Source organism: Streptomyces sp. NPDC087845 (assembly GCF_044742755.1).
GTDB lineage: Bacteria > Actinomycetota > Actinomycetes > Streptomycetales > Streptomycetaceae > Streptomyces.
Window position 1 is genome coordinate 107985 of record NZ_JBIUVC010000003.1, and the last position, 12705, is coordinate 120689.

At 72.8% G+C, this 12705-nt stretch carries 13 protein-coding genes; 4 read left to right on the top strand and 9 right to left on the bottom strand.

The annotated features are described in order from the left end of the window. Positions 1–284: 284 nt before the first annotated feature. Positions 285–1043, bottom strand: a complete 759-nt coding sequence (locus ACIOMQ_RS09665; protein ID WP_362197333.1) for a GntR family transcriptional regulator — start codon at positions 1041–1043, stop codon at positions 285–287. A gap of 137 nt (positions 1044–1180) precedes the next feature. Between ACIOMQ_RS09665 and ACIOMQ_RS09670 the strand changes: the two genes are divergently transcribed. Further along, positions 1181–2221, top strand: a complete 1041-nt coding sequence (locus ACIOMQ_RS09670) for a Gfo/Idh/MocA family oxidoreductase (protein ID WP_401263759.1) — start codon at positions 1181–1183, stop codon at positions 2219–2221. A 20-nt stretch (positions 2222–2241) separates the two neighbouring features. Here ACIOMQ_RS09670 and ACIOMQ_RS09675 read toward each other — a convergent pair whose 3' ends face one another. From ACIOMQ_RS09675 to ACIOMQ_RS09690, 4 genes are all read right to left on the bottom strand, one after another. Further along, on the bottom strand, positions 2242–2664 hold the full coding sequence (locus ACIOMQ_RS09675) for a PaaI family thioesterase (protein WP_402188482.1): 423 nt from the start codon (positions 2662–2664) through the stop codon (positions 2242–2244). A gap of 16 nt (positions 2665–2680) precedes the next feature. Continuing rightward, entirely contained in the window at positions 2681–3871 is a 1191-nt protein-coding gene (locus tag ACIOMQ_RS09680) for a cytochrome P450 (RefSeq protein ID WP_401263758.1), read from the bottom strand. A 50-nt stretch (positions 3872–3921) separates the two neighbouring features. Then, positions 3922–4653, bottom strand: coding sequence for a response regulator (locus ACIOMQ_RS09685; RefSeq protein WP_402188484.1), 732 nt, complete (start codon positions 4651–4653; stop codon positions 3922–3924). 175 nt (positions 4654–4828) lie between these two features. Beyond that, the gene (locus ACIOMQ_RS09690; protein ID WP_401986621.1) at positions 4829–6046 is read right to left on the bottom strand and encodes a histidine kinase; all 1218 of its coding nucleotides are present in this window, start codon (positions 6044–6046) and stop codon (positions 4829–4831) included. Between the two features lie 145 nt (positions 6047–6191). Between ACIOMQ_RS09690 and ACIOMQ_RS09695 the strand changes: the two genes are divergently transcribed. Then, complete coding sequence (locus tag ACIOMQ_RS09695; protein ID WP_362197348.1) at positions 6192–6395, top strand: hypothetical protein; 204 nt, start codon at positions 6192–6194, stop codon at positions 6393–6395. Here the strand turns inward: ACIOMQ_RS09695 and ACIOMQ_RS09700 are convergent. Continuing rightward, complete coding sequence (locus tag ACIOMQ_RS09700; protein WP_402188486.1) at positions 6385–7308, bottom strand: DMT family transporter; 924 nt, start codon at positions 7306–7308, stop codon at positions 6385–6387. The two genes, ACIOMQ_RS09695 and ACIOMQ_RS09700, sit on opposite strands and share 11 nt — an antisense overlap. Before the next feature lie 406 nt (positions 7309–7714). Between ACIOMQ_RS09700 and ACIOMQ_RS09705 the strand changes: the two genes are divergently transcribed. Together ACIOMQ_RS09705 and ACIOMQ_RS09710 are read left to right on the top strand one after the other, a co-directional pair. Beyond that, positions 7715–8476, top strand: coding sequence for an SDR family oxidoreductase (locus ACIOMQ_RS09705; protein WP_362197354.1), 762 nt, complete (start codon positions 7715–7717; stop codon positions 8474–8476). 177 nt (positions 8477–8653) lie between these two features. Then, positions 8654–9484 (top strand): aldo/keto reductase, encoded by an 831-nt coding sequence (locus ACIOMQ_RS09710; protein ID WP_362197357.1) that lies wholly within the window; start codon positions 8654–8656, stop codon positions 9482–9484. 58 nt (positions 9485–9542) lie between these two features. On the opposite strand, the gene ACIOMQ_RS09715 is transcribed toward ACIOMQ_RS09710, so the two are convergent. The 3 genes from ACIOMQ_RS09715 to allB form a co-directional block, all read right to left on the bottom strand. Further along, positions 9543–9872 carry a putative quinol monooxygenase gene (locus tag ACIOMQ_RS09715; protein ID WP_362197360.1) on the bottom strand — a complete coding sequence of 110 codons (330 nt, stop codon included), beginning with the start codon at positions 9870–9872 and terminating at the stop codon, positions 9543–9545. 105 nt (positions 9873–9977) lie between these two features. Further along, positions 9978–11093, bottom strand: a complete 1116-nt coding sequence (gene alc, locus ACIOMQ_RS09720; RefSeq protein ID WP_362197363.1) for an allantoicase — start codon at positions 11091–11093, stop codon at positions 9978–9980. Positions 11094–11095: 2 nt separating this feature from the next. Continuing rightward, entirely contained in the window at positions 11096–12439 is a 1344-nt protein-coding gene (gene allB, locus ACIOMQ_RS09725) for an allantoinase AllB (protein WP_401263755.1), read from the bottom strand. Between the last annotated feature and the right edge of the window lie 266 nt (positions 12440–12705).

Consider the following 12705-nt stretch of genomic DNA (forward strand, 5'->3'; position numbering starts at 1 on the left):
GCGGCACACCGCCGCGGGCGCCGGGTGCCCGCGGCGGTGCGCGCGACGGTCCCCGGGTGCCGCGCGCGGCGTATTCCTCCGGCCGCGGTGCGCCGGCGGCGGCGATGGTCGCCGGGCCCGTGGGCACCGGCTCTCCGCCGCCGATGGCGGCCGTGGCGATCCGGGGCGCTGCCGTGCGCGGGGTACGCATCCGTGGGTCCGCCTTCCCTCCCGGCCGCCCGAGTGCGACTGGAGGAGTTGTAGCGGCGGGCGCACGAGACGTCAACGGGGCCGGACGGCCGTCGTCACCGCACGAGCAGCTGGAAATCGAAGGAGTAGCGCGAGGCCCGGTAGATGTGGGAGCCGAACTCGACCGCGCGCCCGGTGTCGTCGAAGGCGGTGCGCTCCATCGTCAGCAGGGCGGCCCCTTCCGTCTCGGCGAGTACGGCCGCCTCCTCGGCGGTGGCGAGCCGCGCTCCGACGGTCTGGCGGGCGCTGTGCAGGGTGATGCCGCAGCCGCGCATCATCCGGTACAGGCCGGTGGTCTCCAGCCGGCCGGTGTCCGGGTCGACGGTCCCGAGGGGCAGCTGGTTGCGCAGCAGTGCCAGCGGCTCGTCGTACGCGTACCGCAGCCGCTCGACGAGATGGACGTCGGTGCCCTCCGCGATGCCGAGGGCGCCGGCGGCCTCGGCACCGGCGGGCTCGACGGTGTTGCGCAGCACGCGGGTCGTGGGGTGCCCGCCCGCCGCCTCCAGGTCGTCGTACAGGCTGCTCAGTTCGAGCGGGCGCCGGACCCGGCTGTGCACGATCTGGGTGCCGACGCCGCGGCGTCGGACCATCAGGCCCTTGTCGACCAGTGACTGGATGGCCTGGCGGACGGTGGGCCGGGAGAGGCCGAGCCGGGCCGCGAGTTCGATCTCGTTGCCGAGGAGGCTGCCGGGGGCGAGTCGGCCCTGCTCGATGGCCGCTTCCAGTTGCTGGGCCAGCTGGTAGTACAGGGGAACCGGGCTGGTGCGGTCCACACCGAGTTCGAGTGCGACGGGGTCGGTGGTGGGTTTGGGCACGCGTGGAGGGTATCCCTCGGGTCAGAAACTCCGGTAGTCAGGTCGTTCTGTTGTCCGGACAGCATGAACACCGAACAAGCCGCACCTTGTCAGGACATATGGTTGACAGCGCAGCCGGGGGGCGGCACGTTGGGTCCATGCGCATCGGACTCATCGGCACCGGCCGGATCGGTTCCTTCCACGCGGCCGTACTGGCCCGCCATCCCGAGGTGGACGTGCTGGTGGTGGCGGACACCGACCGGGCGCGGGCGGCCGGGGTCGCCGGCCGCATCGGCGCGACGGCCGCGGACAGCGCCGCCGAGGTGTTCGGCTCGGGGGTGGACGCCGTGGTGATCGCCTCGGCCACGTCGGCGCACGCGGAGCTGATCGGGCAGGCCGCGCGGGCGGGACTGCCCGCGTTCTGCGAGAAGCCGATCGCCCTGGACCTGCCGGGGACGCTGAGCGCGCTGCGCGAGGTCGAGGAGGCCGGAAGCGTCCTCCAGCTGGGCTTCATGCGCAGGTTCGACGCCGGGTACGGGGCGGCGCGCGCCGCCGTGCGGGCGGGGGCGCTGGGCCGGCTGCACACCGTGCGGGCGATGACGATGGACCCGGCGCCGCCGCCCGCCGCGTATCTGCCGCTCTCCGGGGGGCTGTACCGGGACTGTCTGGTCCATGACTTCGACATGCTGCGATGGGTGACGGGCCGTGAGGTGACCGAGGTGTACGCCACCGGATCGGACGCCGGGCCCGAGATGTTCCGGGCGGCCGGCGACGTCGACACGGCGGCGGCTCTGCTGACCCTCGACGACGGCACCCTGGCCACGGCGACGGCCACCCGCTGCAACGGCGCCGGTTACGACGTACGGATGGAACTGGCGGGCGAGCTCGGCCAGATCACGGTCGGCCTGGACGACCGTACGCCGGTCACCTCGGCCGAGCCGCGGGGCCCCGCCGCGCCGCGCAGCCCCTGGCCGGGCTTCCTGGAACGGTTCGCCCCGGCGTACGAGGCGGAACTGGACGCGTTCGTACGGGTGGTGCGGGGCGAGCTGCCCAATCCGTGCGACGGCCGGGAGGCCTGGTACGCGCTGCTGGTCGCGGAGGCGTGCGAGGTGTCCCGCCGGGAGCGGCGCCCCGTGGAGATCGCGGAGGTCGCCGCGGGCGCCGCCCGTCCGGTGGAACCGGCCCGCCCCGCCTCGTGACCGGCGGCGAGCCGGACGGCTCAGGAGGACGACGTGGCGGACAGTACGGTGCCCTGCGCGACCGCGCAGAGCGTCTCGGCCCCGTCGTCGCCCGCGGCGAACAGCTCGCAGCGGACCACGGCCTGGCGGCGGCCGGTGTGCACCACCTCGGCGCGGGCGACGAGTGTGCGGCCGGTGGCGGGCCGCACGTACTGGATGGAGAAGCCGCCGGTCAGCACGGCGGGGCCGAGCGTCGTCCCGGCGGCGAAGGTGATCGAGTTGTCGGCGGCGTAGGCCAGGACTCCACCGTGCAGAAAACCGTTCTGCTGCTGGAGTTCCTGCCGGATGTCCACTTCGAGGGTGGCCGCGCCGCCCCCGAAGGCGGTGATCCGCGCCCCGACGAGGCCGCTGAACGGCTGGCTGTCGAGAACCTTCTGTGCCATCTGCAAGTCAAGTCCGGTCATGACAGAGGTTCTTACCTCACCAGCGGACGGGCAGTCGGCGCACCCCCCGGATCAGCAGCCCGGGGATCCAGTCGAACTCGCCCTCGTCCGCGTCCAGTACGAGGCCGGGGCACCGCTCCAGCAGCGTACGGATCGCGATCCGGCCCTCCATCCGGGCCAGCGGGGCACCCATGCAGAAGTGGCTGCCGTGCCCGAAGGCCAGGTGCCCCTGGGTGTCGCGGCGGATGTCGAAGGTGTCCGGCCGAGGGTAGCGGCCGTGGTCGTGGTCGGCACCCGCCAGGGAGACCAGGACCGGCTCGCCCGCCGGGATGACCCGGCCCCCGATCTCGATCTGCTCGCGGGGGAAGCGGAACGTGGCGGTCTCCACCGGGCCCTCGTAGCGCAGCATCTCCTCGACGGCGCCGTCCATCAGGCCGGGGTCGGCGCGGAGTGCGGCCAGTTGGTCCGGGTGTCCGAGCAGTGCGCGTACCCCGTTGGAGATCAGGTTGACCGTGGTCTCGTGGCCCGCGACGAGCAGCAGGAACGCCATGCCCACGAGTTCGTCGGGCGACAGGCCGTCCCCCTCCTCGTCCCGCGCCCTGACCAGCGCGCTCATCAGGTCCTCACCCGGTGAGCGCCGTTTGTCCTCGATGAGCTCGCCGAGGTACCGCCCCATGGCGGCCACCGTCTCGGCCTCCTCCTGCGGCGTGGCCGGATGGATGACGCCGTTCGACAGCCGGCGGAACAGCTCACGGTCCAGGTCCGGCACACCGATCAGTTCGCAGATGACGGTCATGGGCAGGGGGAAGGCCAGCGCGTCGACGAGATCGGCACGCCCCGACGGCACCATCGCGTCGAGGAGTTCGTCGGTGATCTGCTGGACGCGCGGACGCAGGGCCTCGACCCGGCGGGCGGTGAACTCCCGGGCGACGAGTTTGCGCAGCCGGGTGTGGTGCGGCGCGTCGAGCTCCAGCATGTTGGCGAAGATCGGGGAGCTCTCGACGGGCGCGCCGGGCAGCCCGCGCCAGTCCTTGCCGAGCCGCTGATCGGCGAGGGCCGCGCGGGCCTCGTCGTACCCCACCACGAGCCAGGCCCGCTCGATGTCGTCGGTGCGGACGGTGTGCACGGGGCCCGCGGCCCGCAGCTTCGCGTAGTACGGATAGGGATCCGCGGTGAAGTCCTCGACCCCGCGCAGATCGACATCGACACAGCCACTGGCATCGGACATGGGATCGCCCCTCCCGGTCTGAACGGCTCGATCGTCTCGGATCGACCGGCTCAGCCTATGCCGCCGGTTTCCGGACCGTCGTCGTCGAGCAGGCCCGCGTCGTGCACCAACAGCGCGATCTGGACACGGTTGTTGAAATCGAACTTGGCCAGGATCCGGGACACGTGCGTCTTCACGGTCGCCACGCTGAGATGGAGCGCCGCGGCGATCTCGGCGTTGGAACAGCCATGGGCGACGGCGACGGCGACCTCGCGTTCCCGCTCGGCCAGTGCGGCGATCCGCCGCCGTGCCCGGCCGGCCCGGTCGTCGTGGCCGCTCCCCGGCCGGGTCCCGGCGGCGCGGGCCATGAGCCGGCGGGTCACCGCCGGCGAGAGCACCGGATCGCCGGCCGCCACCCGCCGCACCGAGTCGACGATCTGCGCCGGAGGGGTGTCCTTCAGGACAAATCCGGCCGCTCCGGCGCGGATGGCCCGGAGCACCTGCTCGTCGGCGTGGAAGGTCGTCAGGACGATGACCTCCGGAGCGTGGGGGCGGGTACGCAGGGCCTCGGTCGCGGTCAGCCCGTCCATGGCCGGCATCCGGATGTCCATCAGCACCACATCGGGGCGGAGCCGGTCGACGAGATCCGCCACCTCGGTGCCGTCGGCCCCCTCCCCCACGATGTCGATGTCGTCTGCGCCGCCGAGCATGAGCGCGAGCCCGGCCCGTACGAGCGGGTCGTCGTCGACGATGAGCAGCCGGACGGGCTGCGCCACGGGGTCCATGGCGGTCGAGTTGGTCATGACGACAACCGTAGCCAGGGCCGGAGACCCGGCGCGCCGGAGACCGTCGCGCCCGCCCGTGAACGCCCGTCGGCCCCGGCCTCGGCCGACACGGCGGCCACGGCAGGACGGGCCGCAGGTCCGTGGCGGACCGAACGTCCGTGGCGGGCCTCGCGGCCACGGCCGTCCATGGCGGTCAGAGCGGCCACGGCAGCCAGGCCCGGATGCCGAATCCTCCGCCCGGTTCCGACCCGTGGTCGAGGCGGCCGCCCGCCAGAGTGGCGCGCTCGGTGAGGCCGATGAGCCCCTGGCCCGAGCCGGGGACCCGCTCGAACGGTGCGGTCGGCGCCGGATTGAGCACCTCGATGGTGAGGCCGTCGCCCGGTCCGCCGGCGACCGTGACCGAGACCTCGGCACCGGGTGCGTGTTTGCGGGCGTTGGTCAGGCCCTCCTGCGCGATGCGGTAGACCGTGCGGCCGGTGGCCGCGGGGGCCGTGGCGGGGTCGGCGATGCGGTTGTCGAGAGCGACGTCCATACCGGCCAGCCGGGACTCGGCGATCAACGAGTCCAGGGTGGCCAGAGTGGGCTGCGGCCGGTTGCCGTCGCTCTCGCTCGGGCTGCGCAGGACTCCGATGATCTCCCGGAGGTCCTGAAGCGCCTCGTGCGCGCTGTCCCGGATGACCCCGGCGGCGCGCGCCACCTCGGCCGGGGGTGCGTCGGGACGGAATTCGAGGGCGCCCGCGTGGACGCTGAGAAGGGTCAGCCGGTGGGCCAGCACGTCGTGCATCTCCCGGGCGATGGCCTCGCGGGCCAGCCGCTGGGCCTGCTCGGCCCGGAGCTCCGCCTCGGTCTCGGCCCGGCGGGCCCGCTCGCGCAGGGTGACGACGAGCTGGCGCCTGGACCGTACGACCATGCCCCAGCTGAGCACCAGCAGGGACAGCAGCACGCCGATGATCGTCGACCCGACGAACGAGGTGTTCGGATCGGGGCGCAGATACGGCTGCACCGGCGCGACGAGCAGGGCGAGTACCCCGATGGCCGCCACCGGCCGGAACGGGCGGTGCACGGCCACGCTGAACAGGGCCACGAGCACGGCTCCGGCGGCGACCGGTTCGACGGTGGAGAGCAGGGTCAGGCCCACCGCGACACCGACCGGCCAGCGCCGCCGCACCCACAGGGCGCAGCAGGCCGCGGCGCCCACCAGGCAGTCGATGAAGACGACGCCTTCGGGCGTGGTGTGGCCCGCGTCGATCGCCGCCGCGGTGAGCAGGCCGATTCCGGCCGCGCAGAGGAAGGCGGTGAGGTCGACGACCCAGTCCCGCACGGTGCGTCGCGCGCGGCCGCCCTGGTCGCCGGGCAGCTCGGGGTCGGCCATCGCCGAGGGCAGCAGCCAGCGGTACTCCGTACGCGTCATACGACAAAACTACCCAGGTCAGGCAGGTGACCCGACCGTCCGGGCGCGGCGAGCGACCAAAGTCGCGCGACGCGAGACTTTCGGCCGAGCCCCGCAGTGCCGGTGGCCGACGCGGTGGTGGGGCGGCGCCCGCGAGGCTCTCGCCATGAAGAAACTCTGCGAGTCGGCCGGTTTCCTCGTCTTCGCCCAGGGGGTCGCCGGACTCCTCAACGAATGGACAGGGTGGTTCCGGTTCTGGACGGTGGTGCGGCGGCTGGACTTCATCGGCCCGCACGCGACCTTCGTCGACATCGTGCTGGTCGTGACGGGGGTGGCGGTGATGGTCGCCGCCGACCGGCTCAAGGAGTAGCCGGAGCCACCGCCCGCCGGCCCCAGCCGGTACCGGCGAGCACCAGCAGGGCACCCACCGCGCCGAGGACGCCGAGTCGCTCACCGCCGATGGCGATGCCCACGGCGGCGGCCCACAGCGGTTCCGTACCGAGCAGCAGGCTGACCCGGGACGGCGAGGTGCGGCGCACCGACCACATCTGTACGAAGAAGGCGAAGAGCGTGCAGAAGACGGAGAGGAAGAGCAGCCCGCCCCATTCCGGGAGTCCGAACCCGGCGGCCACCGTCCACGGCGCGTCCCCGGTGCCGGGTACGGCGGCGAGCACCGCGAAGACGGCGACCGCGCTGCCGAGCTGAATCGTCGTCAGCGACAGCGAGTCCGCTCCCTGGACCGACTTGATGCGGGACATCAGCATCACGTGTGCGGTGCGGGCGAGCGCGGCCACCAGCATCAGCAGGTCGCCCGCCGACGGACTGGTGAACCCGCCGCCCTGGGTCAGCAGCACCACACCGGCCACCGAGAGCCCGGCGGCGGCGAGGAAGGCACCGGGCGGCCGGACCCGGGTCACCGCCGCCTCGACGAGCGGGGTGAAGATCATGGTGAGGCTGATGATGAGCCCGGCGTTGGTCGCCGATGTGTGCACGACGCCGTACGTCTCCACCAGGAAGATCCCGCTGAGGACCAGCCCCAGCAGACCGGCCCCCCGCCACTGCGCCGCGCGAAGCGCCCGCAGCCTGCGCCGGCCGGCCACGACCAGCACGGGCAGCACCACGGCGAAGCGCAGCACGAGGACGGCGACGACGGTCTGCGCGGTGGTGCTGCCCTTGGCCGCGAGGTAGCTGGAACCCCAGACGACGGCCACGAGCAGCACGGGCAGATCGGTGAGCCAGGCCCGGCGGGGCGGGGCGAGGGCGGGCACGGCGATCGAGGACACCTGGCGGGTTCTCCTGGTTCTCCACGGCGGGTTCCCCCCGGCAGGCGGGGGAAACGGTTGCGGGCACGCTGTGGAGACCTCGACGGCTCACACGCGGAACGATCAACGTACCGGGCGGGTACCGGCCCCGGGAACACCCGCGGCGGCTGCCGTGCCGTTCACCCACCGGTGGAATCGGCCACCCGCCGAGCCCCTCCGCCCGAGCCGCCGTCGCTGCCGTCCGGCTCCCGTCGGCCGACCCGGCGGGACCCCGCTCGCGACCGCACCGGATTAGCCGTCCGATTCCCGCCGGTTTCCGCCGCCCGGAAGATCTTTCCTTGTCCGTGCCGGAGGACACGGGCGTCGCAGGACCCGGCGCCGCGTCCCCGGACACGCCCGACCGGAACCACGGACCAGGAGACCCTTCATGACCACGAACAGCACGACCACGGCCCCCGGCACGGCCAGGACCGCCCTCGTCACCGGCGGCAGCCGGGGCATCGGTGCCGCGACCGCCCTGCGGCTGGCCCGGGACGGCGCCGATGTGGCGCTGACGTACGTGCGGGACGAGGACGGCGCCCGGACGGTCGTCCAGAAGATCCGGTCGTACGGCCGTCGCGGCATCGCCCTGCGCGCCGACTCGGCGGACCGGGACGCCGCCCCGGCGGCCGTGCACCGTGCGGCGGACGTGCTCGGCCGGCTCGACGTCCTGGTCAACAACGCCGGCATCGGCGTCCTTGGCCCCATCGGGACCCTCACCCCGGACGATGCCGACCGGGTGCTCGCGATCAACGTGCGGGCGGTCTTCCTGGCCTGCCGCGCGGCGGCGGAGCTGATGGGACACGGTGGCCGCATCATCTCGCTCGGCACGGCGCTGAGCCGTCACGCGGGCGGCCCCGGCTCCACTCTCTACACGATGAGCAAATCGGCGCTGTCCGGCCTCACCAAGGCGCTCGCACGCGAGCTCGGCCCGCGCGGCATCACGGTCAACCTGGTCCAGCCCGGCCCCGTCGACACGGACCTCAACCCGGCCGACGGCCCGTTCGCCGCCGGACAGCGCTCCGCGACCGCGCTGGACCGGTTCGGCACGCCGGAGGAAGTGGCTTCCCTGATCGCCTACCTGGCGAGTGGCGAGGCGGCGTTCATCACGGGTGCGGAGTTGGCGGTGGACGGCGGCCACACGGCCTGATCCTGCTCCGCGAACGGCCCGCCGAACGGCTTCGAACCAGCTCGGCCCGGCCCGGGTCGAACCGGGTCGGCCCGGCGAGGGGCTTCCCGGACGGCGTCGCACCGGCAACCGCCGGACGGCGCCCCGTGCCGGTCCGCCCTAGCCTGGTCGGGAAGGCTCCGGACGGAAAGGAAGATCATGACCGCGACCCCGGTCCTCCCTCTCGACGACGGCCGCGCCATCCCCGCCGTCGGACTCGGCACCTGGCCGCTGGACGACAACGCGGCGGAGAAGGCCGTCGCCGGAGCCCTGGGCATGGGCTACCGGCTCGTCGACACCGCCCTGAACTACGGCAACGAGGCAGGTACCGGGCGCGGGATCGCCCGCAGCGGCGTGCCGAGGGAGGAGGTCTTCGTCACGACCAAGGTCCCGGGCCGGCATCACGGCTATGAGCCGGCGCTGGCGTCGTTCCAGGAGTCGCGGCGCAATCTCGGGCTGGAGTACGTGGACCTGTATCTCATCCACTGGCCGTTGCCCCGGCTCGATCTGTACGTCGACACCTGGAAGGCGCTGATCCGGCTCCGCGAGGACGGTCTCGTGCGTTCGGTCGGCGTCTCCAACTTCACCGCGGCCCAGATCGACCGGCTGGAGCGGGAGACGGGGGTGCTGCCCGCCGTCAACCAGATCGAGATGCATCCGCGCCTCCCGCAGGAAGAACTGCGCTCCGTGCACGCCGCCAAGGGCATCGTCACGGAGAGCTGGAGCCCGCTCGCCCGGGGCCGGAAGGTGCTGGCCGACCCGGAGCTGGTCGCCATTGCGGAGGCGCACGGTGTGACGCCGGGGCAGGCCGTGCTGCGCTGGCACACCCAGCTCGGTGCCGTACCGATCCCGAAGTCGGCCGATCCGGGACGGCAGCGCGAGAACCTCGACCTGTTCGGGTTCGAACTGACGCCGGACGAGCTGGCCCGCATCTCGGCCGGGCCGCAGCGGCGGTTCGGCGGCGATCCCGAGGTCCACGAGGAGTTCTGAGAGGGCCGCCGCGCCGATGCGCCCGGCGCGGGCATGCGCGGGCACATCGGCGGGCGCGTCACCGCGAGCGCGGGGTGACCTCCGCCATCCGGGACCAGCCCTCGCCCGGCACCTCGACGTTGATGATCTGCGGGGTCTCGGCGACGAGATCCGCCATCAGGTCCATCGCCGCCGCGAAGTGCTCCGACTTCACATGGGCCTCGCCGGCCTCGGGGGAGGCGAAGGCCTCCAGCAGGACGAACTCGTCGGGGTTCTCGACGCTGTACGACCACTCGAAGAACACATTGCCCGGCTCCTTCCGGGTCGCGAGCGTGAAGGGCTCGACGGCCGGCAGCCAGTTGTCACGCTCGGCACTGCGAACGGTGAATTTGACGGCGATGAAGATCATGCGTCCAGGGTCGCACAAGCCCCGGACACGGACTCATCGGGCACACCCGGACGGTGCCGGACGGGTCGGGCACCGGCCCGTCCGGCACGCGGGCGGACGGGGAAGCTATCCGGCCCGCTCGCGGTGGCGCGCGGCCAGTCGCACGGCCCCCTCCTCGGTCGGTGACCCGAACAGCCGCAGCCGGGAGATGCCACCGTCCGGGAAGATGTCGATCCGGACGTGCGTGGCCCGCACCGCGTCCGGCAGGACGAAGCGGTGGTTCGTGTCGGGCTGCAGCCGGGTCCGGGGCAGCACCTCGGTCCAGTCGCCGCCGTCCCCGTCGCGGGCGGAAAGGCTCGCCCAGCCCGCCGAGTTGCCCTTCAGATACGCGGTGTCGATCTCGACGGCCCGGATCTCCGCCTGTTCGACCAGCCGGTAGCGGATCCAGTCGTTTCCCCTGTCGCGCCGGCGCCGGGTCTCCCAGCCGTCGTCCATCTTGCGGGACCTGCCTGGCTGGATGGTGTGGGTGGCCGGGGAGTAGAAGCGGTCGGAGGCGTCCTCGACCGTGCCGCCGTTCTCCAGGGCGACCAGATCGAAGGTGCCGAGCGCGGCCAGCCAGACCGGGTCGGGGGCGACCTCGCCGTACACCCGGAGCCGGGCTATCCCGCCGTCGGGATGCTGGTTGACCCGCAGATGGGTGACGCGCTGTTCGGCCGCGACGACGAATCCGTTGGCCGCGTGTCCGCCGACTGCCGTACGCGGTACCAGCGTCGTCCACTTCACCCCGGGCGCGAGGAGCTCCTCGGGCGACGGGGAGCCGGGGACGCAGGCCGCCTCGACGGAGACCGCCTGCGGGTAGTTGCCGCGAAAGTGCGCGGTGTCGACGACGATGCCGCGTACGACTCCGGGCGCGCCGAGGCGTACCAGCGCCCAGTCGTGGTCCTCGTCCGCCGGGTGCGGCCGGTCGGCGCCCGCACCGCGGCGGCGCCGGGTCTCCCAGCCGTCCATGATCTTGCCCTTGTGGCCGAAGCGCTCGGGGTCGAACTCGGCGGGTTCCGGCTTCAGCAGGTTCTCGCGCTCGGCGAAGAACTCGTCGTTGGCGGCGATCACCCCCGCGCCGAGGCGCCGGTCGGCCAGGTCGACGAGGTCGGTGAAGGGGAGATCGGCGGTGCGGTAGTCGGCGTACGGGTCGCCGCCGCCGTACGGGTTCGCGTCGCCGGTGAAGCGGGCTGTCGCCGTCATGGTCAGTGGTTCCTTTCGAGGAGGCGGCCGGTGGGTTCGCCGACGGTGCCGTCCGACGCGATCCGCTGCCCGCGGAGCCAGGTCGACTTCACGACGCCGTGCAGGGTCCGGCCGGCGTAGGCGGTGACCTGGTTGCGGTGGAAGAGTCCGGCGGGGTCGACGGTGAAGGTCTCGTCGGGGGCGAGGACGGCGAAGTCGGCGTCGCGGCCGGCCTCGATGGCCCCCTTGCGGGCCAGCCCGGCCAGTTCGGCGGGGGCGGCCGACATCCAGCGGACGACGTCGTCGAGTGAGTGGCCGCGCTTGCGGGCCTCGGTCCAGATGACGGGCAGGCCCAGCTGGAGGGAGGAGATGCCGCCCCAGGCGGTGGCGAAGTCCGGCGTCTTGAGGTCGGCGGTGCACGGCGAGTGGTCGGAGACGATGCAGTCGATCGTCCCGTCGGCCAGGCCGTCCCACAGCGCGTCCTGGTTGGCGGCCTCCCGGATCGGCGGGCAGCACTTGAACTCCGTGGCGCCGTCCGGGACTTCCTCGGCGGTGAGGGTGAGGAAGTGCGGACAGGACTCGACGGTGACCCGTACACCCTCGCGCCTGGCCGCGGCGATCATCGGCAGCGCATCGCCGGAGGACAGGTGCAGCACATGGATCCGGGCGTTCAGCCGCCTGGCGTGCGCGATGAGTCCCTCGATCGCGGTGTTCTCGGCGTCCCGGGGCCGGGAGGCGAGAAAGTCGGCGTACGCGGGTCCGCGGCGCTGGGGGGCGGAGGCCAGGTGGCGCGGGTCCTCGGCATGCACGATCAGCAGCCCGCCGAAGCCGGCGATCTCGGCCATGGACCGGGCCAGCTGCTCCTGGTCGAGTTCCGGGAACTCGTCGACACCGGAGGGCGACAGGAAGCACTTGAAACCGAAGACCCCGGCCTCGTGCAGCGGACGCAGGTCCTTGACGTTGGACGGGACCGCCCCGCCCCAGAATCCGGTATCGATGTGCGCCTTGGGGGCTGCCACCTGCTGCTTGGTGCGCAGATGACCGACGGTGGTGGTCGGCGGGAGGGAGTTGAGCGGCATGTCGAGCAGGGTCGTGATGCCGCCCGCCGCCGCGGCGCGGGTGGCGGTGTGGAAGCCTTCCCACGCGGTGCGGCCGGGGTCGTTCACATGGACATGGGTGTCGACGAGTCCGGGCAGCAGGACGTCGTCACCGAAGTCCTCCAGCCTGGCGCCGGGCGGCACCTCGGTGCCGTACGGCAGGACGGCACCGATTCTCCCGTCGGCGACCGCGACCGCTGCGGGGCGCGTCCCGTCCGGGGTGGCGACACGCGTCGAGCGCAGTACCAGCTTCACGTCCGCACCGGACACCCGTGCTCCTCACTTCGGACTTTCGGCCGCTGACAGATTCAACGAACTGTTGAAGGAGTCTTCACTCGGGATTCAGGCCCGTCAAGACCCCACTCTCCTCGCCGGGCGCCCGCCGGACCACCCGCACCCACGACTGGAGGTTTCCACAAAGTAAAAGACGAATTTCGAAGAGCGGAACGTAACATGGGACCAGTGCGGCACCGCGGAACCGGCCCGCCGACTGCGGACACCGGGACAAAGGGGCTCTGACCGGCCAGGACGCCGCA